The 21,949-nt window shown below is 36.3% G+C and carries 19 protein-coding genes; 11 read left to right on the forward strand and 8 right to left on the reverse strand.

The features are described from left to right. The first annotated feature begins 140 nt into the window (after positions 1-140). From RHO14_01050 to yihA, 3 genes are all read left to right on the forward strand, one after another. Entirely contained in the window at positions 141-1,367 is a 1,227-nt protein-coding gene (locus tag RHO14_01050) for an aspartate aminotransferase family protein (GenBank protein WVD71404.1), read from the forward strand. Positions 1,368-1,582: 215 nt separating this feature from the next. Next, positions 1,583-2,008, forward strand: a complete 426-nt coding sequence (gene mscL / locus RHO14_01055; GenBank protein ID WVD71405.1) for a large-conductance mechanosensitive channel protein MscL — start codon at positions 1,583-1,585, stop codon at positions 2,006-2,008. 21 nt (positions 2,009-2,029) lie between these two features. Beyond that, on the forward strand, positions 2,030-2,641 hold the full coding sequence (gene yihA / locus RHO14_01060; protein WVD71406.1) for a ribosome biogenesis GTP-binding protein YihA/YsxC: 612 nt from the start codon (positions 2,030-2,032) through the stop codon (positions 2,639-2,641). 2 nt (positions 2,642-2,643) lie between these two features. Here yihA and tusC read toward each other — a convergent pair whose 3' ends face one another. The 3 genes from tusC to fkpA are packed head-to-tail and all read right to left on the reverse strand — an operon-like array spanning position 2,644 to position 4,245. Beyond that, positions 2,644-2,997, reverse strand: coding sequence for a sulfurtransferase complex subunit TusC (gene tusC, locus RHO14_01065; GenBank protein ID WVD71407.1), 354 nt, complete (start codon positions 2,995-2,997; stop codon positions 2,644-2,646). Between the two features lie 21 nt (positions 2,998-3,018). Further along, positions 3,019-3,399, reverse strand: coding sequence for a sulfurtransferase complex subunit TusD (gene tusD / locus RHO14_01070; protein WVD71408.1), 381 nt, complete (start codon positions 3,397-3,399; stop codon positions 3,019-3,021). A gap of 6 nt (positions 3,400-3,405) precedes the next feature. Further along, positions 3,406-4,245, reverse strand: a complete 840-nt coding sequence (gene fkpA, locus RHO14_01075) for an FKBP-type peptidyl-prolyl cis-trans isomerase (protein WVD71409.1) — start codon at positions 4,243-4,245, stop codon at positions 3,406-3,408. A 230-nt stretch (positions 4,246-4,475) separates the two neighbouring features. Between fkpA and fabZ the strand changes: the two genes are divergently transcribed. The 7 genes from fabZ (at position 4,476) to RHO14_01110 (ending at position 12,343) form a co-directional block, all read left to right on the forward strand. Then, on the forward strand, positions 4,476-4,922 hold the full coding sequence (gene fabZ / locus RHO14_01080) for a 3-hydroxyacyl-ACP dehydratase FabZ (protein WVD71410.1): 447 nt from the start codon (positions 4,476-4,478) through the stop codon (positions 4,920-4,922). Positions 4,923-4,956: 34 nt separating this feature from the next. Further along, on the forward strand, positions 4,957-5,748 hold the full coding sequence (gene lpxA / locus RHO14_01085) for an acyl-ACP--UDP-N-acetylglucosamine O-acyltransferase (protein ID WVD71411.1): 792 nt from the start codon (positions 4,957-4,959) through the stop codon (positions 5,746-5,748). 69 nt (positions 5,749-5,817) lie between these two features. Beyond that, positions 5,818-6,975, forward strand: coding sequence for a lipid-A-disaccharide synthase (lpxB, locus tag RHO14_01090; protein ID WVD71412.1), 1,158 nt, complete (start codon positions 5,818-5,820; stop codon positions 6,973-6,975). Beyond that, complete coding sequence (rnhB, locus tag RHO14_01095) at positions 6,972-7,571, forward strand: ribonuclease HII (protein WVD71413.1); 600 nt, start codon at positions 6,972-6,974, stop codon at positions 7,569-7,571. Before lpxB ends, rnhB begins: the two co-directional genes overlap by 4 nt. Before the next feature lie 183 nt (positions 7,572-7,754). Further along, complete coding sequence (locus tag RHO14_01100) at positions 7,755-8,930, forward strand: efflux RND transporter periplasmic adaptor subunit (GenBank protein WVD71414.1); 1,176 nt, start codon at positions 7,755-7,757, stop codon at positions 8,928-8,930. A gap of 78 nt (positions 8,931-9,008) precedes the next feature. Then, positions 9,009-10,952, forward strand: coding sequence for a MacB family efflux pump subunit (locus tag RHO14_01105; GenBank protein ID WVD71415.1), 1,944 nt, complete (start codon positions 9,009-9,011; stop codon positions 10,950-10,952). Beyond that, positions 10,952-12,343, forward strand: a complete 1,392-nt coding sequence (locus RHO14_01110; protein WVD71416.1) for a TolC family protein — start codon at positions 10,952-10,954, stop codon at positions 12,341-12,343. The genes RHO14_01105 and RHO14_01110 overlap by 1 nt, the downstream gene beginning before the upstream one ends. 70 nt (positions 12,344-12,413) lie before the next feature. Here RHO14_01110 and RHO14_01115 read toward each other — a convergent pair whose 3' ends face one another. Next, positions 12,414-13,775, reverse strand: coding sequence for a HAMP domain-containing sensor histidine kinase (locus RHO14_01115; protein ID WVD71417.1), 1,362 nt, complete (start codon positions 13,773-13,775; stop codon positions 12,414-12,416). Beyond that, on the reverse strand, positions 13,762-14,445 hold the full coding sequence (locus RHO14_01120) for a response regulator transcription factor (GenBank protein ID WVD71418.1): 684 nt from the start codon (positions 14,443-14,445) through the stop codon (positions 13,762-13,764). Before RHO14_01120 ends, RHO14_01115 begins: the two co-directional genes overlap by 14 nt. A gap of 337 nt (positions 14,446-14,782) precedes the next feature. Here RHO14_01120 and RHO14_01125 point away from each other — a divergent pair, with 337 nt between their 5' ends. Then, a complete protein-coding gene (locus RHO14_01125; protein ID WVD71419.1) occupies positions 14,783-17,707 on the forward strand; it encodes an autotransporter outer membrane beta-barrel domain-containing protein in 2,925 nt (974 codons plus the stop codon). A 186-nt stretch (positions 17,708-17,893) separates the two neighbouring features. On the opposite strand, the gene RHO14_01130 is transcribed toward RHO14_01125, so the two are convergent. The 3 genes from RHO14_01130 to RHO14_01140 all read right to left on the reverse strand — a co-directional run bounded on the left by RHO14_01130 (position 17,894) and on the right by RHO14_01140 (position 21,937). Next, entirely contained in the window at positions 17,894-19,387 is a 1,494-nt protein-coding gene (locus tag RHO14_01130) for an altronate dehydratase family protein (GenBank protein ID WVD71420.1), read from the reverse strand. A 64-nt stretch (positions 19,388-19,451) separates the two neighbouring features. Then, the gene (locus RHO14_01135; GenBank protein ID WVD71421.1) at positions 19,452-20,477 is read right to left on the reverse strand and encodes a zinc-binding alcohol dehydrogenase family protein; all 1,026 of its coding nucleotides are present in this window, start codon (positions 20,475-20,477) and stop codon (positions 19,452-19,454) included. A 20-nt stretch (positions 20,478-20,497) separates the two neighbouring features. Next, entirely contained in the window at positions 20,498-21,937 is a 1,440-nt protein-coding gene (locus RHO14_01140; protein ID WVD71422.1) for a tagaturonate reductase, read from the reverse strand. Between the last annotated feature and the right edge of the window lie 12 nt (positions 21,938-21,949).

Raw genomic sequence — 21,949 nt, forward strand, 5'->3', positions numbered from 1 at the left:
AATCATTGATACTAAATTTACTTGATAGAGAACCCAATAAATTGAATTTATATTCAAAATAATTGAATAATTATTTACATGAGGTAAATTTAGGCTAAACTATCATCAATTATTTAATCGTTATTATTAGGACTATTAATATGACTTATAAAAATAACCATTTAATTACTCGAGATATTTTTGATAAAGTGATTCTTCCTGTTTATGCGCCAGCGCAGTTTATTCCGGTTAAAGGCAAGGGTAGCCGAGTTTGGGATCAAGATGGTGAGGAATATATTGATTTTGCTGGTGGCATAGCGGTTAATGCATTAGGACATTGCCATCCAAATCTTGTAAAAGCATTGCATGAACAAAGCGAAAAGTTATGGCATGTTAGTAATGTATTTACAAATGAACCAGCATTACAGTTAGCTAAAAAACTAATTGATCATACTTTTGCTGATCGGGTATTTTTTGCCAATTCTGGTGCAGAGGCCAATGAGGCCGCACTCAAGCTGGCAAGGCACTATGCCATTGAAAAATATAGCCCATATAAAACTAAGATTATCTCTTTTACTCACTCGTTTCATGGTAGAACTTTTTTTACTGTTTCAGTTGGCGGACAAGCTAAATATTCAGATGGCTTTGGCCCGAAACCCGCTGATATTGTGCATGTGCCATTTAATGATCTTGATGCAGTTAAAGCAATTATTGATGATCACACTTGCGCAGTTATCCTTGAACCTGTACAAGGTGAAGGTGGATTAACTTGTGCAACGCCAGAATTTTTAACAGGCGTGCGTGCACTATGTGATGAGTTTAACGCCTTACTTATTTTTGATGAAGTGCAGTGTGGCATGGGGCGAACGGGAACGCTATTTACCTACGAACAATATGGCGTCACGCCTGATATTTTAACTTCCGCTAAAGCCCTTGGGGGCGGATTTCCAATTAGTGCTATGTTAACAACTGAAGCGGTTTCATCTGTTATGCATCCCGGCGTTCATGGTACCACTTACGGCGGTAATCCGTTAGCTTGTGCGGTAGGCTGCGCAGCATTTGATACCATTAATTCTGATGAAGTTCTTGCTGGCATTTATGCGAAAAGAGCACTATTTATTGCAGAGCTTGAGAAAATTAACCAGCAATTTGATCTTTTTTCACAATATAAAGGTAAAGGATTGTTATTAGGTGCCGAGCTAAATACTAAATATCAGGGAAAAGCTCGTGATTTTTTAAATACAGCAACGCAATTTAAGGTGATGATCCTTAATGCTGGCACGAGTGTATTAAGATTTACTCCATCGCTAGTTATTTCTGATCAAGAGATTAAAGAAGGCATGGCACGTTTTGCTAGTGCAGTAAAAAAAGTTATTTCTGCTTATTAGCGCCAATCAATAACAAAGGTTGTTAATCACAACCTTTACCTTCTAATTCAAGCTTAAATATGTCTATATTAATTTATGTAATTAATTAATTTAACTATATTTTTGTATTAAAATTATATACATTAGCATAAAGTTAAATCTCTATTTTGTTATTATCATTTAATTGCTTTACCTATTTTAATTTAATACATAGCTACCTATGAAGGAGACGTAATATGAGTTTTTTAAAAGAATTTCGTGAGTTTGCGGTAAAAGGTAATGTTGTTGATATGGCTGTTGGTATTATTATTGGTGGTGCATTTGGTAAAATCGTGTCATCATTTGTCGGCGATATAATCATGCCGCCGTTGGGACTGCTTATTGGTGGTATTAATTTTACTGATTTTGCTATTGTATTAAAAGATGCACATGATGGTGTGCCGGCAACAGTACTTAATTATGGCTTATTTATCCAAAATGTGATTGATTTCATCATTGTTGCAATGGCAATCTTTATTGCGATAAAATTTATCAATAAGTTACGTGCGACTGATGAACAACAAAAAGTTGATAAGCCCGCAGCGCCACCAGCACCATCGAAAGAAGAAGTACTTTTATCTGAAATTAGAGATCTATTAAAGGCTCAAAATGAATCTAAATAATCAAATTAAAGGTGGGGTTTAATGTCATTTACTCCACTGAATTACGCTAAAACATATTTTGTTACCAGTGCACCGGATATCACGCATTTACCGTCAGATACCGGCGTTGAAATTGCGTTTGCCGGGCGATCTAATGCTGGTAAATCAAGTGCACTAAATTTTTTAACTAATCAAAAAAATTTGGCGAGGACAAGTAAAACACCTGGTCGAACTCAGTTGATTAACTTATTTGAAGTTGAGCCTAATTGCCGTCTAGTTGATTTACCAGGCTATGGATTTGCTCAAGTACCAGAAGACGTTAAACGTAAATGGCAAAAATCATTAGCCGAATATTTGCAAAAACGTGAAAGCTTGAAGGGTTTAGTTATCTTAATGGATATTCGTCATCCACTTAAGGATCTCGATCAGCAGATGATTGATTGGGCCGTACAATCAAACCTTCCTGTGATGCTACTATTGACTAAAGCCGATAAGTTAGCTTCTGGCGCGCAAAAAAAACAATTGAATATGGTTAAAGAAGCAATTTTACCATTTCAAGGTGACATTACAGTTGCAATGCTTTCATCGTTAAAACGAACAGGTTTAGATCAGCTTAAAGCTAAGCTTGATGAATGGTTTAGTCAGCAAAGTTAATCTTAAGACTTTATAATTGTGTCATAAGTTACCAACAAACTTGCAATGGTTTGCTTGGTAGCTGGCTTTGCATCAATAATTAATGGTTGTGTGGCTAAATTGTATTTGGTTAGAGATTCGTTACAGACGTAAATATCATTGATATCGTAAAGCTCTAGCATGCCAAAGGTTGCAATATAATCTCGCATCAGAATTTTATCTGGCTGTTGATCTTTAAGTAGATGAAAAATACCTTCATTGATAAAAAATACCGATATTTGATTAATATCAGATAGCGCTAAAACCAGATCTAGTGTTTCGCGTCCTTTAGCATTACCATGTGGAGCTTGGTCAAAAATAATTGCAATTTTTTTCAACTTTTTCTCTATATTATTTGCTTAAAATTGAATAACTCTATCGCTTTGTGACACTTTTTCACTTAGTTCACCAAGGCCAACTAATTCAAAACCCGCAGCAATATTATGGTTTAATTCCTCATTTACAATCCCACGTCTTTGCGCCGCCGCGATACATACCGAAAGTTTGAGTTGATACTTTTGAGCAAGTTTTTGCCATGCATTAACGATGTCAAATTCGTCATTGGCAGGATTTGTAAAGTTATTGGCATTATACGTTCCATCGGCATAGAAAAAAATAGATTGCAGTTGATGGTTAGAATTTAGAAGTGATAAACAAAATTGGTAGGCACAAAATGAAGCTTGGGTCCCATAAGCGGGACCCATAATAATAATCGTATAATTTAATACGCTAATATTCACTAAATATTATTTAGTTGGTTTTGTCTTTGATGCTGGTGCCGGAGCTGCTTGTGGTGCAGCTTGATCAACTCCATCAATACCAAGTAATTCTACTTCAAACACAAGTGTTGATGCTGGTGGGATCCCAGGGTTATCTTCACCAAATGCTGGGATTTCTTGATCACCATAAGCTAATTCAGGTGGAACAACGAGTTTAATTTTACCACCAGTACCGATTAATTCGATACCTTCAGCCCAACCTTTAATTACCGCATTTAATGGGAACTTGCTTGGTTCGTTACGATCATAAGAGCTATCAAACTTCTTACCATCAACTAATGTTCCAGTATAGTGAACAATAACACTATCAGTCTCTGTTGGGTGTTTACCTTTTCCTGCATCAACAATTTCATACAGTAACCCAGACTCAGTTTTTTTCACGCCAGGTTGTTTTGCAAAATCTTCACGGAATTTATCGCCAGCTGCAATGCTTGCTGATTTTTTCTCGTCAAATTTTGTTTGAGCTTCTTTTTGTAAACGCTGAGTTAGCTCATTTAAAATGTATTGGATTTGTTCTGGGGTATATTGTGATTTACCGTCAAATGCTTCACTAAACCCTTTAATAATTTGAGAATTGTCTAATTCTAATTGACCTTTTTCAAGATTATTTTTTAAATCACTAGCTAATGACGCACCAACAGCATAAGCTTCTTTTGTGGCATCTACTTCAATTTTAACGGTTTGACTTGTATCTTGCGTTGCAGCGGCTTGTTGCTGCGCGGTTGAATTTTCTTTCTTATCATCACAGCCCGCTAGTGCCAGAACAATTACACTGCTAATTAATGTCATTTTGAATAATGATTTCATTCTTAACTCTCCATATATGAATATCTTGTGTCACTACAAAAAAAATTTTCGACTAGCTTAGTATATACAAATATACTGATAATAGTACGTAATTTACAAATTCCTGATAATTTTATCATTCATTATTGAAGTTATACCGTAAATAATAAGCTCAGACGATTCCCCCAAGCGCTAACATAAGCTATAATATATAGCAGATATATTTATATTCGTAAATAAGGATGACTATTTTGAGCACTGAATTAAATTCTCTTGATATTGATGAAATAATTCGTTTATTACCGCATCGTTTCCCATTTTTAATGGTTGATCGCGTTGTGAGTTACGAAAAAGGCAAAACATTAAGAGCGATTAAAAATGTTTCGGTCAACGAGCCTTTTTTTCAGGGTCACTTTCCTAATAAACCGGTTTTCCCTGGTGTATTAATTTTAGAAGCAATGGCTCAAGCAACGGGTATTTTAGCATTTAAAAGTATTGAAGAATTAACACCTGGCCAACTTTATTATTTTGCTTCGGTAGACAAAGCAAGATTTAAACGCCCTGTTGTTCCTGGCGATCAAATGATTCTTGATGTTACCTACATTAAAGAGCGAAGAGGTATTGCATTATTCCATGGTATTGCAACGGTTGATGGTAAACTTGTGTGTGAAGCTGAAATGATGTGTGCTCGCAAATAAGTTGATAACTGAATCACGATATTAAGGAATATTTATGGCAATTGATAAGTCGGCTGTAATTCACCCAAGCTCAATTATTGAAGATGGTGCTGTGATTCATGCTAATGTTAAAATTGGTCCATTTTGTTATGTTGGTAAAGACGTTGAAATTGGCGAAGGAACTGAGCTAAAGTCTCATGTTGTAATTAATGGCCACACCAAAATAGGTCAGGATAACCAAATCTATCAATTTGCTTCAATTGGTGAGGTTAATCAAGATCTAAAATATCAAGGTGAGCCGACTCGCACCGAAATCGGCGATCGTAATCGTATCCGCGAAAGTGTGACTATTCACCGTGGTACGGTTCAAGGTAAAAACGTTACTCGTGTTGGTAATGATAATCTATTAATGATTAATGCCCACGTTGCTCATGATTGCCAAGTTGGCGATCGCTGCATTTTAGCTAATAATGCAACTCTTGCCGGGCACGTTGAACTTGATGATTTTGTCATTATCGGCGGTATGACGGCGGTGCATCAATTTTGTGTTATTGGTGCTCATGTTATGGTCGGTGGCTGTTCGGGCGTCGCTCAAGATGTACCTCCTTATGTGATTGCTCAAGGAAATCATGCAACGCCTCATGGCGTTAACCTTGAAGGACTTAAACGTCGAGGGTTTAGTAAAGAGGCTTTACATGCTATTCGTAACAGCTATAAGGCTTTATACCGTAACGGATTATCTTTAGATGAAGCAAAAGAACAAATTATTCTTATTGCTGAGCAAAACCCAGAAGCTAAGCTATTTCTTGATTTCTTATCACGCTCAACTCGTGGTATTATTCGTTAGTCATGATGATGTATCGCAAAGCGATACATCTTTTCTCTATTATATTTAATTCAACTAACTCAACTCATTATGAATGATAATCATCAACGCTGTTTAACAATTGCGATAGTTGCTGGCGAAACGTCTGGCGATATTTTAGGGGCGGGTCTGATTCGTGCTTTACGTGCCAGTTATTCAAATATCCGATTTGTTGGTATTGCAGGGCCTAAAATGCAATCTGAAGGCTGTGAAGCATGGTACCAAATGGATGAATTATCAGTGATGGGAATTGTTGAAGTATTGGGTAAATTACGCCGCATATTATCAATTCGTAAAGATATAACCAAGCGGATTAAAACGTTAAAACCCGACTTATTTATTGGTATTGATGCTCCCGATTTTAACCTTTCTTTAGAAGGAAAGTTAAAACAAGCGAATATAAAAACGATTCATTATGTTAGTCCTTCAGTTTGGGCATGGAAACAAAAACGAGTCTTTAAGATCAAGCGTAATACCGATTTAATTTTAACATTTTTGCCTTTTGAAAAAGCCTTTTATGATAAGTATGAGGTACCTTGCCGCTTTATTGGTCATAAAATGGCAGATGATATTGCTTTATCACCCGATAAAAACAATATGAGATCGCAGCTAAATATTCCTCAGGGTATGACAGTTCTTTCTTTATTACCAGGGAGTCGGCATGCGGAAGTGACATTACTTTCTGCGCCATTTTTACAAGCTGCACAATTAATTAGTCAAGCTATTCCTGATTTACATATTATTGTCCCTTTAGCTAATCAAAAGAGAAGACAGGAATTTGAAGCAATTAAAGCTCAAGTTGCGCCAGCGTTATCTATCCAATTATTGGACGGACATGCAAGAGAAGCAATGATTGCAAGTGATGCAGCAATTCTTGCATCAGGAACGGTAGCATTAGAATGTATGCTTGCTAAATGCCCAATGGTTGTCGGTTATAAAATGAAGCCGTTTACATTTTGGTTGGCTAAAAAACTGGTTAAAACACCTTATGTATCATTACCCAATATTTTAGCAGGTAAAGAAATCGTGCCTGAATTGCTACAAGATGACTGCACTCCACAAAACATTGCTGAGCAAATTATTAGGTTATTAAAAAATGATAACACCTTATTAAAGGCAACATTTTTATCATTACATCAGCAAATTCGTTGTAATGCAGATCAACAGGCAGCTAATGCGGTTTTAGCGCTAATTGGAGTCAAGCCATGATATTTACCTATCCTTGTAATGTAGGACTAATCGCGGGCGTTGATGAGGTTGGCCGAGGGCCATTATGTGGTGATGTTGTTACTGCCGCTGTTATTTTAGATCCCAATAAACCGATAACAGGACTTGCAGATTCAAAGAAGTTAACCGAAAAAAAACGTGAATACTTATTTGATATTATAAAAGAGCAAGCATTATCATGGAGTATTGCAAGAGCAAGTGTTTTGGAAATTGATCAGCTAAATATTTTGCATGCAACGATGCTAGCTATGCAAAGAGCGGTTGCGGGATTATCGATTAAACCTGATTTTGTGTTAGTTGATGGTAATCGAGCACCTGATTTTGGGATCACAGCTCAAACAGTTGTAAAGGGCGATAGCCTTGTACAAGAAATTGGTGCAGCATCTATTTTAGCTAAAGTCACTCGTGATAGAGAGATGCAAGAGCTCGATAAAATTTACCCTCAGTATGGCCTAGCTAAGCATAAAGGTTACCCAACTAAAGCTCATATCGATGCAATCTCACAACATGGTGTGAATCAAATTTATCGTAAGAGCTTTGCCCCAGTAAGAAATATATTAAATAAGCCTTTTAACTAACATCGCAAGTCTAAATTAAAGGGTAACTCAATATATTACCCTAATCTCCTTATTACACCTTCAATTTACTTAATGAAATAGAACATGAAATTTCCTTCATTTATTTTTCATGTAGCTTTCATACCCATTAGTTATAGTGAGCTTAAATTTGAATAAGTAAGTTAATTTAAGTTAAGGTGATTTATGAAATATAATTTGAAAGTTATTATTTCCATTTGCGTACTAATTGTTGGTATAGCATTTTATTTTTTGGTATTTAAAACATCCGATCAGATCCATTACATTACGGTTCCTGTAAGTAAAGGCAATATTAACCAAGAGGTTAGTGCCACAGGTGAAGTTGCACCAATTCAGCTAGTGACTGTTGGTTCACAAGTTTCAGGTCAAATTGAAACGCTTTATGTAAAATTAGGGCAAACAATTAAAAAAGGTGATTTAATTGCCCAAATAGATTCAACGACTCAGCAAAATACTTATAATACCGAGCAAGCTAAACTTGAAAGCTATCAAGCACAATATGAAGCAGCTGAAGTTCAACTTGCTGTTGCAAAGTCGCAGTATGATCGTGAAGTTACTCTTTATGCACAAAAAGCAACATCTAAAGCTAGCCTAGAAGATTCACAAAGTACTTATGCTACAGCCAAATCAAGCGTGGTTGAGCTTAAATCATTAATCTCACAAACCCAGATATCATTAAATACCGCTAAGGTTAATTTGGGTTATACCAAAATTCTTTCTCCTCTTGATGGTACCGTTGTTTCAGTACCAGTTGAAGAAGGACAAACGGTTAACGCTGCAATGTCTACGCCAACGATAGTGCAAATTGCGGATCTAACTGAAATGAAAATATTAATGGAAATATCAGAAGGCGATATTAATAAAATAGCGCCGGGAATGACGGTGACATATTCCGTACTTTCATCATCAAACGAAGTATTTACCACAACATTAAAAGCGATTGATCCTGGCCTTACGACCTTAACGAATGGAACGTATGTGCAAGGCGGAAGTTCTGATGCTGCTATTTACTATTATGGCCGACTTGAAGTTCCTAACACTGAAGGGAAACTACGTATTGGTATGACAACGCAAGATATGATCAAAATAGCCTATAAAGAGGATGTATTGACGATCCCAATGTCAACGTTATCAGAACATAATGGTAAAACCTACGTTAGAATTCTTGAAAATAATGACAAAGTGGTTGAAAAGCAAATTACGACAGGATTATCTGATGGTATCAATATCGAAGTAACAAGTGGGCTAAATGAAGGTGAGTTCGTCGTACAATCGCAAATGAGTGATCAACAAATTAATAGCTCAGTTAACTCGATGCAGCGCCCCGGAAGAATGATGTAACGCATTTTGCTTATGTTTAGTGAGAATAATATGGCTATTGTCGATTTAATAAAAATAATGGCCAATTAGGAGTAAGTAATGGATATTATTAAGATCAGTCAAATTAACAAACTTTTTGGTAATAAAGACAACCAAGTCTATGCGCTAAAAAGTATTGATTTGACTATTGAAAAGGGTGATTTTGTCGCGATCATCGGTCAGTCAGGTTCAGGTAAATCGACATTAATGAATATACTCGGTTGTCTTGATACGCCTTCATCGGGTTCTTATCAGATCAATGGTGTTGAGACAAGCCAAATGAATAATAACCAGCTAGCCGAGCTGCGCTCTAAAACGTTTGGTTTTATTTTTCAACGCTACAATTTATTAGGAAATTTAAGTGCTTTAGAAAATGTTGCGCTACCCGCTATTTATAATGGCACTAATATTACTGAGCGCAGAGCGAGAGCCCAATCATTATTAGGCGATTTAGGATTAGGTGAAAAATTAGATAATAAGCCAAATGAGCTTTCAGGTGGTCAACAGCAAAGAGTTAGTATTGCGCGAGCTTTAATGAATGGTGGCGAGATCATTTTAGCTGATGAACCAACCGGTGCACTTGATTCTAAAAGCGGTGAAAACGTGATGGAAATCATCATGGATTTACACCGTAAAGGTCACACGATTATTTTAGTGACACACGATAAAAATATCGCTAATTATGCAAGCCGAGTTATTGAAATTAAAGATGGAATAATTATTGCCGATCACCGTCAAAATGAAGATATTTGCCAATCTTTAACTCCAACAAAAACCACTACTCGCAATGTGTTTTCGCACTATAAATATATGCTATGTGAATCGTTTAAAATGTCTATTCAAGCGATTTTATCACATAAAATGCGCTCACTTTTAACAATGTTAGGTATTATTATTGGTATTGCTTCTGTTGTGACCGTTGTTGCACTCGGGCAAGGCTCAACAAAAACGATTATGGAAAATATTAATTCGATGGGAACAAATACGATTGATATTTTACCCGGTAAGAATTTTGGTGATATGCGCTCTAATAAGATAAAAACACTAACCGTTGGTGATGCAAACTATTTAACACAACAAAACTATATTGATAGTACCACTCCAAATAGCTCGACTAGTGGCACAATTACATTTGCTAATGAATCTGTTAGCGCACAGCTTAATGGCGTTGGTGAACAGTATTTTGATGTTAAAGGTATTAAAATTGAATCAGGACGCATTTTTAGTCCACAAGATGTTAAAGATAATGCCTCTGTCGTGGTTATTGATCAAAATGTAAAAAATAAGCTATTTTCTAATGGTGAAAATCCAATAGGGAAAATGATTATTTTTAATAAAAAACCGTTAAAAATTATTGGCGTTGCACAAAAACTCACAACTGTAGGCATGTCCTCCGATACCTTAACGTTATGGACGCCTTATACAACTGTGATGAATAAAGTAACGGGTGGGAAATATATCAGTTCGATTACGGTAAAAGTTGCTGACAACGTGAGTTCACAGCAAGCTGAAGAGAATATTATTCAAGTATTAACTCAGCGCCATGGTAGTAAAGATTTTTTTACAATTAACTCTGATAGCATCAAAAAAACGATAGAAAGTACAACAAGTACGATGACAATATTAGTATCAGGTATTGCATTAATTTCATTAATTGTTGGTGGTATTGGGGTAATGAATATTATGCTGGTATCCGTTACTGAGCGAACTAAAGAAATTGGATTGCGTATGGCAATTGGCGCCAAGCAAGCTGATATCATGCAGCAATTTTTAATAGAAGCTGTGTTAATTTGTATGATTGGCGGTGTATTGGGATTGATATTCTCTGGTTTAATTGGGCTTGTGCTAGGGATTTTTTTAGCGGATGTGGTTACGCTCTCTTTCTCGACCAATATTATGGTGTTATCCATTGTATTCTCGATGCTAATTGGGGTAGTTTTCGGTTTTATGCCTGCAAAAAATGCCGCTAAACTTAATCCAATTGAAGCATTAACAAGGGAGTAATGAAAATGCAAATAAATGCCATCACCAAATTAGTATTACTGTGCTCATTTATACTTGTTGGTTGTAGTAATAGCTCATATCAGCAAAATTCACTTACTTCGCAATTAAGCTATACGCCGCAAGTGGCTAATGATTACCTTGTTGACCAAAAATGGTGGCAAGCTTATCAAGATCCGCAATTAGATAAGTTAATCGAGCAGGGACTTGCAAATAATATTGATTTAGCACAAAGCTTACTTACGATGCAAAAAGCAATGTATGAAGCTAATTTAAGTAAAGTTGATTTATATCCAACATTATCTGGTGATTTAGGTGCGACAACTAGCCGTAATACCTATAAGCACGATAGTTTTAATAAGAATCGTAGTTTTTCAGGAGAGTTAAGCTTAAGTTATGAGCTTGATGTTTTGCAAAAATTACATGATTCAGCCGATGCAAATGTTGCTAAGTATCAAGCCTCACAATTTGATGTTGATAATGTACGTTTAACATTAATTAATAGCATTATTGATGTGTATTATAATTTAGCTTATTTAAATGCGGCGATCACTGCAACACAAAGTAGCTTAACTAACTATCAACAGATGAACAATGTAACGAGTGCTAAATATTATAAAGGTAAAACAGATGAACTCGATTTGCTGCAAATTGTGCAGTCAATTAAAAGTGATGAAAATAGTTTATTAACTTATCAAACACAGTTAAAAGAGAACGAACAGACATTACGCAATTTATTAAACTTAAAACCAAGTGATAAGCTTAATCTTAATTATCCCGATATGACGATGATAAAACCATTGGCTGTTGATTTAGATATTCCATTATCTGTACTGGCTAATCGCCCAGATCTAAAAGCGAGCGAGTTACGATTAGAGGCGGCATTTAAAGATTTAGCAGCACAAAATAAAAGCTGGTATCCGGCAATTACACTAAAAACGGCAATTAACTCATCGGATAATAATATTGGTAATACGTTTGATTTTCCGGTCTTATTAGGCAGTATCTCAATTAGCTTACCTTTTTTAGATTGGGATCGCGTAAGTAATAATATTCATATTTCAGAAACGGATTATCAAACGGCTCAGCTTAATTTTGAAAATAGTATTAATACCGCATTAAACGAAGTTGCCTATTATTATCAAGCTTATAATAATAATCGAATTATACTTGATAACTCTCAGCAACAATTTACGGCTAACGTTAAAATAATGCAGTTATACGATAAACGTTATCAAAGTGGTAAAAGTGAATTTAAAGATTATTTAGATAGTATTAATACCGTTAATTCATCTAAGATTAATTTAATTAATGAGCATTACCAATTAATCAAAGATGAAAATATGGTATTTAAAGCGATGGCTGGTCGCTATCACAATATTGCAAGTCACTAATCATTGCTTGACCGATGTTAAGTAAATATTTGCTTAGCATCGGTAGTATTTAGCGTGGCCTTTTTAGCCGTTAAATAGGATTTTTCGCCAATGGTAATTCGATTTTAAAGCATGTTCCCTTGCCTAAATGACTATCAACGGCAATGCTTCCTTTATGCAATTTTACAATAAAATCAACAAAAGATAATCCTAATCCAGAACCTGATTGAGAACGTGATTTGTCAGAGCGATAAAAACGGTTAAAAATAAAAGGGAGATCGCTTTGCGCAATACCGATACCATTATCAACAATTAGAATAACCGCATTTTGTGCTGGCTTATCTTTATAAATATCAATATTGATATAGCCATCTTCAGTGCCATATTGAACGGCATTATCAATCAAGTTGGTTATCATTCTTGAAAGCAACATGAGATCTGCATTTACGATAACTTCTTTTTCAGATTCAACGTGAATGGTTATATTTTTTTCTTTTGCTCTCGGCGTTCGTTCTTCGGCAATATCACTAATAATATTACTAATATCAAGGTTTTCAAGTTCCATCGCTTGGGCTTGTTCATTACCTCGTGCAAGGATCATTAGCTGAGACAGCATTTGCTGCATATGCCTACTTTTATTAATAATCAGCGCTAAGGTTTGCGTACAAACTTGTAAATCTTTACTTTCTATCGCATATTCTGCATTGGTAATAATAACTGATATTGGTGTTCTAATTTCGTGTGATGCATCTGAGCTAAACTGTTTTTCTCTTTCAATAACACTTTGTACATTATCTGCCATATGATTAAATTCAGTGAGTAGCTCACCTATTTCATCTTTTGCGGCAATAAGCTCAATGCGTTTAGATAAGTCTCCATCACCGATTTCTTTGGCTGTTTTCGCGATCTTTTTAATCGGTTTTAGCCCCCAGCGAGTAATAAAAAAGCCACCTAAAGCTGCTAATAATAAACAAGGAATAATGGAAATAATCCCTTTTTCACGCATTGATTTTAACGCTTGAAAAGTGGGAGTGGTTTCTATTGTTGTTCTAAACCAACTGATCCCATTGGCGTTTTCATTTATAGGATTATCATAAATGAACCAGTATTGGCCGTCGCGCTCGACAGTGCGTATTTGTTCTAACTGTTTGGGAATTTCAGTCATCCAAGTTTCATATTGACCAGCCTTAACTTGATTTTGACTATTAAAAAAGACAAAGTAGATATCTTTCGGTAGCATTTTCCTTTCAAGCACAGCTAATTGAGCACTATTATCAGCACGAGTAATTAAGCGTGCTAGATTATTAGCGCCTTTTTGCATACCGACTCGGTGTTGTTCAAGTAATATGTCATACATGGCATTATATGAGCCGGTTACCCCGATGGCTAAAAAAATCATTAGCATTAAGGTATACCATAAGGTTATTCGTGTTCGAATACTAATTTTTTTCATTATAATCTCGTAATACATAGCCAACACCGCGCACGGTATGGAGCAGTTTATTATCAAAGCCATCATCAATTTTACGGCGTAAATAACCAATATAGACATCAATAACATTTGAGTCATTGTCATAGTCAAAATTCCAGACATGATCAATGATTTGATCGCGCGTTAATACTCTATTTGGGTTATGTAAAAAATAGCTTAAAATAGTGAATCCTTTTGCGGAAAGTTCAATGTGCTTACCATTGCGTGTAACTGCTCTAGTTGTTAAATCTAAGGTTAAATCGGCAAATTGTAATACAGTTGATAGTTGCTCACTATTGCGGCGTAGCAAGGCCCTTATACGGGCAGAAAGTTCATCATAGATAAATGGTTTAACTAAGTAATCATCAGCGCCCGCATCAAGGCCAAGGACTTTATCGCCAATGCCGTCTTTTGCAGTTAAAAGGAGTACTGGCGTTTTGTTATGCTTTTTACGCATCTGCTTAAGCACAGTTAGGCCATCTTGAATGGGTAACATGACATCCATGACAATACAATCGTAAATCCCCATTTCGATATAGCCTAAAGCCTCTTGGCCATCAGAAGCCATATCAACACTATACCCTTCTTGAGATAAGCGTTTAGCTAAGACTGTCAAAATAGACTTTTCATCTTCAACAACAAGTATGCGCATAGCTATTTCTCTATTTATTTTATTTAGATTTATGATAACGGATTGTATCAAAATATTTTAGTAATATTTAAGATTATAAAATAGATGTATTTTCTCTATTTAAAATGAAAAGACAATAACTTTACACGTGAAAATAGGCAAATAAGTTCGAATAAACAGATTTACGTTTTGAACCTAATGCAAATTTATTTTACTTGCCATTTCTTTACTTTTATACTCGAAAGCAATCTTGATTTAAATCAAATTTGGCTATACCATGCATAAAATTTTGTGGTTTAAAGTATAACAATTACTCTTCACTTCCATTGACCATTTTTATTTTAAGAAGGTACTACAAGTGCACAATTCCTCATATTTAAAAAAATCATTAATCTGCCGCTTATTATTAGCCGCAATAGCATCAATGAGCACCTATGTCGTTCAAGCTGAAACCCTTTATATCAATGATAAACAGCCTAACCATTTATATGATAAGCTAGAAGGCCTCAACGAAAGTTTCAACGATGATATCCGTGTTGAGAACAATGGCACCGAAGCGGCGATTACAAATAGTACGATAGGTGGCTCACTATCTGTGTTGTTTGGCGCGAAAGCAACGGCTGAGAATACGACCATTAGTTGTACTAAAACAAGCTGTAAAGGCATTGATGTGCAAGGGATCGGGCATGATTCAAACGTAACTGGTGATTTATCTAAGTTCGTCGGTCATGATCTAACCATTACGTCAGATAGCGATGGATTATCAAGCACTGGATCTGCATTAGTTGATTTAACTGCGACTAACACTATGATTAAAATTAATGCCGGTCGTGATGGTTTAAACTTAAATGGCAGTGTATCAAGAAATGGCGCAATCAATACTACTTATGTTGATGGTTTTGATATTACCGCGGGCCGCTACGGTGTTTCAGCTACTATGGGAGCGCAGCTTAAGATCGCTAACGGAACGATTTCTACCGTTAATGATGGTGCCTATGGTTTTGATCTTGGCGGTGCAAACACTGAATATAGCACATCAATACAAACTAAAGCCGATATTAAAAACGTAACTGTGCAAACATCTGGCAAAAAGGCTTACGGGATTTATAGCGAGCAACTAACAATAGGCGGTTATTTCGGAGCGAACTCTTCTTGGGATAACTCGCATATTATTACCAATGGTGCTGGAAGTGTTGGTATTGTTGCAATATCTAATCCTAACTCAAACTCTAACAATAATAATGTCTACTTTAACAGTCGTTCTACTGTTAATACATTTGGTAATAATGCTTATGGCGTATGGTCACTCAGTGGTGCTAATGTCTATTTAGATACCAGTCAGGTAACAACCCAAGGAACGAATTCTGTTGGTGTTTATAGTTACGATTATGGTAATACCTATATATATAATACGGCGAAAGTTGAAACGCTCGGTGATGGTGCTCATGGTGCATTGGTTCAATATGCCGGCAATGTATTTTTAAATTATGGTTCGATTCTAACCCATGGCTTAGCGGCTGATGGTATTCATATGCTTGTTGGAACGGCTGAAAATAATAATGTCATAAGTGGCTCAACGGTGAGTTTAGTCAAGTCAAATATTACATCGGAGCAGGGCTATGGCATAGCAACACAAGGCGGTAAGCTAGATGTTAAATTAAGTGATAATAGCTTGTTGCAAGGTAACTCAGGCTTAATGGATGTACAAAACTATATCGTTACAGGTAATGAGTCGCCAAAATGGGATCAAGGTGTTACAACTGTCAACTTGCTAGTTGATGGTAACTCATCAGTTATTGGGAAAGTACAAACTGCGGATTCAGCCGCTGCTAATATGACGTTAAGTAATAGTTCAATTTGGCAATTTGATGCTGATTCAAATTTAACCAATTTAACCAATGATCATTCTACGATTGAATTTATGTCTAATTCCACGACACCTCATACCTTAACTGTTAGTGGTAACTATGTCGGCAATGATGGCCTTATTATTATGAATGGTCAGCTTGCTGGCGACAATTCCCCGGTTGATAAATTAATTATTAATGGTGATACTTCGGGTAATACTTATGTACAGGTAAATAACATTGGTGGACTTGGTGCTGAAACGATTAATGGCATTGAAATTATTGATGTAAACGGTAATTCTGCCGGGACTTTTGAGCAAAATGGACGCATTGTTGCGGGAGCTTACGATTATTCTTTAGTCAAAGGGGCTAATGGTGCTAACGCAAGTAATTGGTATTTAACTTCGAAATTTGACGAAACGATAGATCCAGATCCAACCCCAGATCCTGACCCAACTCCAACGCCAACGCCAAGTGAAGATGTATTACGTCCAGAAGCAGGTTCATATCTAGCAAATCTTGTTGCAGCAAACAGTATGTTCAATTTACGTCTACATGATCGCCAAGGTGAAACCACCTACATTGATTTCGCAACTGGAGAGCGTAAAACAACCAGCATGTGGTTACGTTACCAATATAGCAATAATAAGTTTGGTGTTGGTAGTCAATTTGATGTTAAAAATAATTGGACAGTTACCCAACTCGGGGGTGATATTGCCACATGGTCATCAAATAACACTGATCGCTTGCATTTAGGTCTTATGGGTGGGTATGGACGAAGCTCAAATGATGTCGATGCAAGCCTTAAAGGTTATCACTCATCAGGAAAAATTGATGGTTACAGCGTGGGTGTTTATGGTACGTGGTACCAAAATGATGAGAATAAAACGGGAGCATATATTGATAGCTGGATCATGTGGAATGATTTAGATGGCTCCGTTAATGGTCAAGATTTAGATACCGAGAAATATGATTTGAACGGCGTTAATGCTTCACTCGAAAGTGGTTATACTTTCCTAGCTGCAGCGGCCAAGCATTATAACTTATGGCTACAACCTCAAGGACAAATGACTTGGATGGGCGTTGATGCGGATGATCATACGGAATCAAATGGTTCAAAAATAAGTGGCTATGGTAATAATTTACAAACAAGATTAGGGTTAAGGGCTGTACTTGACTCGAATAAAGCCACGCCTGATTTTGGTGGTCAGATCTTTGTTGAAACTAACTGGTTATATAATAGTAAACCGTTTTCAATTAAGATGAATAATGATCGCGTATACCAATCAGGGGCGCGTAATATTGCTGAAATCAAAACGGGTATTGAAAGTACACTGTATAAAAATACCAATATTTGGGTGAATTTAGGCTATCAAAAAGGTGATCATAGCTATCGCAACCTTGGTTTGATGTTTGGTGCTCAACTGCGTTTTTAATTTTAATAATCTTTGTGATGATAAAACCGATAGTCATTTGTCATAAAAGGCTATCGGTTTTTTTATCTATTTAATTTATCCTAATATCGTTTATTATCTTGTTATTGGTTTTACATTAAAAACATATAGTACGATAAGTTTTGAACGAAAGTTTTTTAGGACTTATGGCTTAATAAAAAAGCGATACTACTCTGTTACGCCATTCTTAAAAATAGCCAATTCTTTAAACTCATTTTTTTCATTACAACTTTGCTTGCCATTGGCAATATCGACAATAAGATCAATAAATTGCCTTAGTAACTCGTGCATAGAAACACCATTCACCAATTGCCCAGCATTAAAATCGATCCAAGTGGGTTTTTTTAGTGCAAGTGGTGTATTGGTTGCCAGTTTTACCGTTGGCACAAAGCCGCCATAAGGCGTGCCTCGCCCTGTCGAGAATAAAACCATATGACAACCGGCAGCAATTAATGCACTTGTTGCAACCGCATCATTTCCTGGTGCTGACAGTAAATTAAGCCCTACTTTGGTTAAGCGCTCACCATAGGCGAGCACATCAACAACTTGGCTATTTCCCGCTTTTTGAGTACAACCTAGTGATTTATCTTCTAACGTTGTAATGCCGCCAGCTTTATTGCCGGGTGATGGATTTTCATAAATTGGTTGATTATATTGCATAAAATAGCGTTTAAAATCATTAACCATATCAACCGTTTTATCGAAGGTTACCTTATCAATGCAGTGAGACATTAAAATCTTTTCTGCACCAAACATTTCAGGAACTTCAGTTAATACGCTAGTACCGCCATGGCTGATAACATAATCAGAAAATTGCCCTAATAATGGGTTCGCCGTAATACCCGATAGCCCATCAGATCCACCGCACTCTAAACCAAATTTTAGTTCGCTAAGTTTACCTGTAACGCGTCGATCGGCTTTCATTTGTTGATAAAGTTCATTAAGGTGATTTAAACCGGTATTAATTTCATCAGCTTCATCTTGTAAGGTCATAAAACTAACGCGATCACGATTATAATTACCGAGTGTTTCACGAAAGGCATTGAGTTGATTATTTTCGCAGCCAAGCCCGATAACTAAAACGCCGCCCGCGTTAGGATGTTTAACCATATCTTGTAAAATGGTACGGGTATTTTTATGGTCTTGCCCTAACTGAGAGCAGCCATAAGGATGGGTAAGCACATAGACACTTTCAAAATCTTCACCTTGTTTCGCGAGTTGGGCGATAAATTTTTTACATATTTGCTGCGCTATCCCATTAACGCAGCCGACGGTTGGAATGATCCATAGATCATTACGGATCCCCACATCGCCATTATCGCGGCGGTATATTTCAATATCACGATCTAAAAATTCGCTATCGACTTGCATTGGTGTCGGTAGATATTGATATTCGTTTAGTTCCCCAAGGTTCGTTTTTACATTATGGGTATGTACATGCTGGCCAATGTGTATTGCCGACGTTGCATGCCCGATAGGAAAACCATATTTAATAATATTTTGATTTTGATCGATTGGATTAATCGCAATCTTATGCCCAGAAGGAATATCTTCTGTTACATTAATGCTAATGTTACCAATTTCTAAATTATCACCTTTATTTATATTTTCGAGAGCGATAACCACATTATCGTTTTCGTTTATTTTGATGATATTTTTCATGCGCTATCGCTCCAATATTGATAAGTAAAGGCAGCGATTGTCTACCGTTGCCTTCATGTACTAATTACCCGATTTTGATGACTGATTTTAAGCGGCTTGCTGGATCTTCAGCCATCTCTTTAAATGCCTTTTCTGCATCATTTAATTCATAAATATCGGTAATAATACTTTTAACATCACATTTACCGGTTTTGACTAAATCAATTAGCTCAATGAAGTCTGCTTTAAGTGCATTACGGGAACCTGAAATATCGAGTTCTTTGGTCTGGATTTGGGTAAAGGCAAAATCAAGTTTTTGCTTACCAACACCAACTAATCCAATACGTCCTCTAAATGCTGCCGCGTCAATGCAGTTTTGGAACGTTTGTGGTAAACCAACGCATTCAATACACACATCAAAGCCGTCGCCATTAGTAATTTCTTTTACGCGCTGGGCAAAGTCTTCTTTATCGGTACGAATAACGCCAGATGCGCCAATTTCTAACGCTTTTTCTAAGCGATTTGGCATCATATCACTTACATAAACCTCAGCACCTTTTAACTTAGCTGCCATCACTGCAAATAAGCCAATTGGGCCTGCCCCCACAACTAATACTTTATCGCCTTCTTTTACGGCTGTTCGTTGCACGGAGTGGTAACTAATACAAAATGGTTCGATCATTGAAAGCGTTAACGCATCTAAACCTTTACCATCATAAATACGTTCAAGTGGCATGCTGTAATATTGACGAAAAATACCATCACGCTGTGCACCAAGTGTTTGATTGCTTGTGCAGCAGTTAACAAATCCGCGACGGCATGAATAACATTTGCCACAGTTAAAATAAGGATTGGCCGTTACAACCATACCTTTTTTAATGCCCAGATCATTTTCACCAACTTCAACGACTTCAGCCGAAAACTCATGGCCTGGAATACGTGGGTAACTAGCGTAAAGGAATGTGCCTTTATAGGTGCCCATATCGGAACCACAAATGCCGCCATAAATCACTTTTAAAATTGCTTCACCCTTTTGCAAAACGGGTTTTTCCATTTCTTTTATTTCAACTTTCCCCGGTTCTGGGATAACAACATATTTCATGTTTGACATAATGTTTTGCTCCTAAATAATTAATTCTGTGGAATGACGGTTTTGATGTCATTGGTTAAAATCGCTTTAAGGTTATTTGTTACAAGGTCGGTAAGTTCTGGGATAGTATTTAGATCTTTTTCCCAATGATCTGTCATTCCTAACACATTTGAGACTAATTTTCTGACATCACTTTGATACAAAGGTCGCCAAGTATCAAAACGGTCTAATAGATGTTTATCATCGGTTAAAGGGATCTTTTCACCATGGTATTGACCATGATAAAACGCAATTAACGCTGATAATGCGAAAGTGATATATTTTGGTGGCTGGTTAAATTTTTGGCTATAGGTTAACAATTGTGGTAGTAACCGCGTTTTAAACTTGGTTAATGAATTTAATGAAATTGCGATTAGCTCATGTTTAATAAACGGATTTTTGAAACGATTTAATACATCACTAGCAAATTGATTTAGCTCATTTTTATCTAAAGATAATGTTGGGATCACTTCTTTATTTAATAAATTTTTAACAAAGTTTTCGACTTTTTGGTTTGCCATTGCATCGCCAACAGTTCGGATCCCAGCAAGGTATGCGACCGGCACCATCGCAGTATGTGCGCCGTTTAATATACCAACCTTGCGCTCTTTATAAGGCTTGATATCATCAACAACTAAGATATTCATATCGACGTCATTGAGTTTAAGTTTATCTCTGATCCAATTCGGGCCTTGAATTACAAAGAGGTAAAAATATTCAGCAGTATCTAGAAATTTGTCTTGATAACCGAGTTCTTGCTCAAGTTTAGCCGCTTCATCTTTTGGATAACCCGTAACAATACGATCAACGAGTGTTGAACAAAATGTATTGGCATCGTTAAGCCAGTTAATAAAATGGGGATCTAAATTCCATAATTTGGCATATTTGATCACATATTCTTTTAATTTTTCGCCGTTATAATCGATTAATTCACAAGGAATAATAATTAAACCTTGCTTTTTTTGACCATTAAAATGTTTAAAACGATGATAAAGGAAAACGGTTAATTTAGCTGGAAATGTGGTTGGTGGGGTATCGGTGAATTTATCTTTATCACTGAAAGTAATTCCTGCTTCAGTCGTATTTGAAAAGATAAACTCTAATTCAGGATTTTCAGCGCATTTTAGATACTCATTAAACTCCTGATAAACAGAAATTTCGCGATTAACTGAGTAAATGATTTTAGGCTCAGCAACCGCAACACCCTTTTCATTGATGCCTCGGATGACAGTTGTATATAATCCATCTTGTTCATTTAATTTTGGCTGCTTGGTATCGATTGGTCGAACAATTGTGATGCCGCTATTAAAATTTGTTTTTTCATTAAGGTTATCAATAATCCAATCAACGAAAGCTCTTAAAAAGTTACCTTCACCAAACTGCAAAATTTTTTCAGGATAAGCAGGACCAGGGAAATTCTGACGATTAAGTAGTTTATTCATAATAAAAAGCTC

It is taken from the genome of Orbaceae bacterium lpD04 (assembly GCA_036251935.1).
In the GTDB taxonomy this organism is placed as follows: Bacteria; Pseudomonadota; Gammaproteobacteria; order Enterobacterales; family Orbaceae; genus Orbus; species Orbus wheelerorum.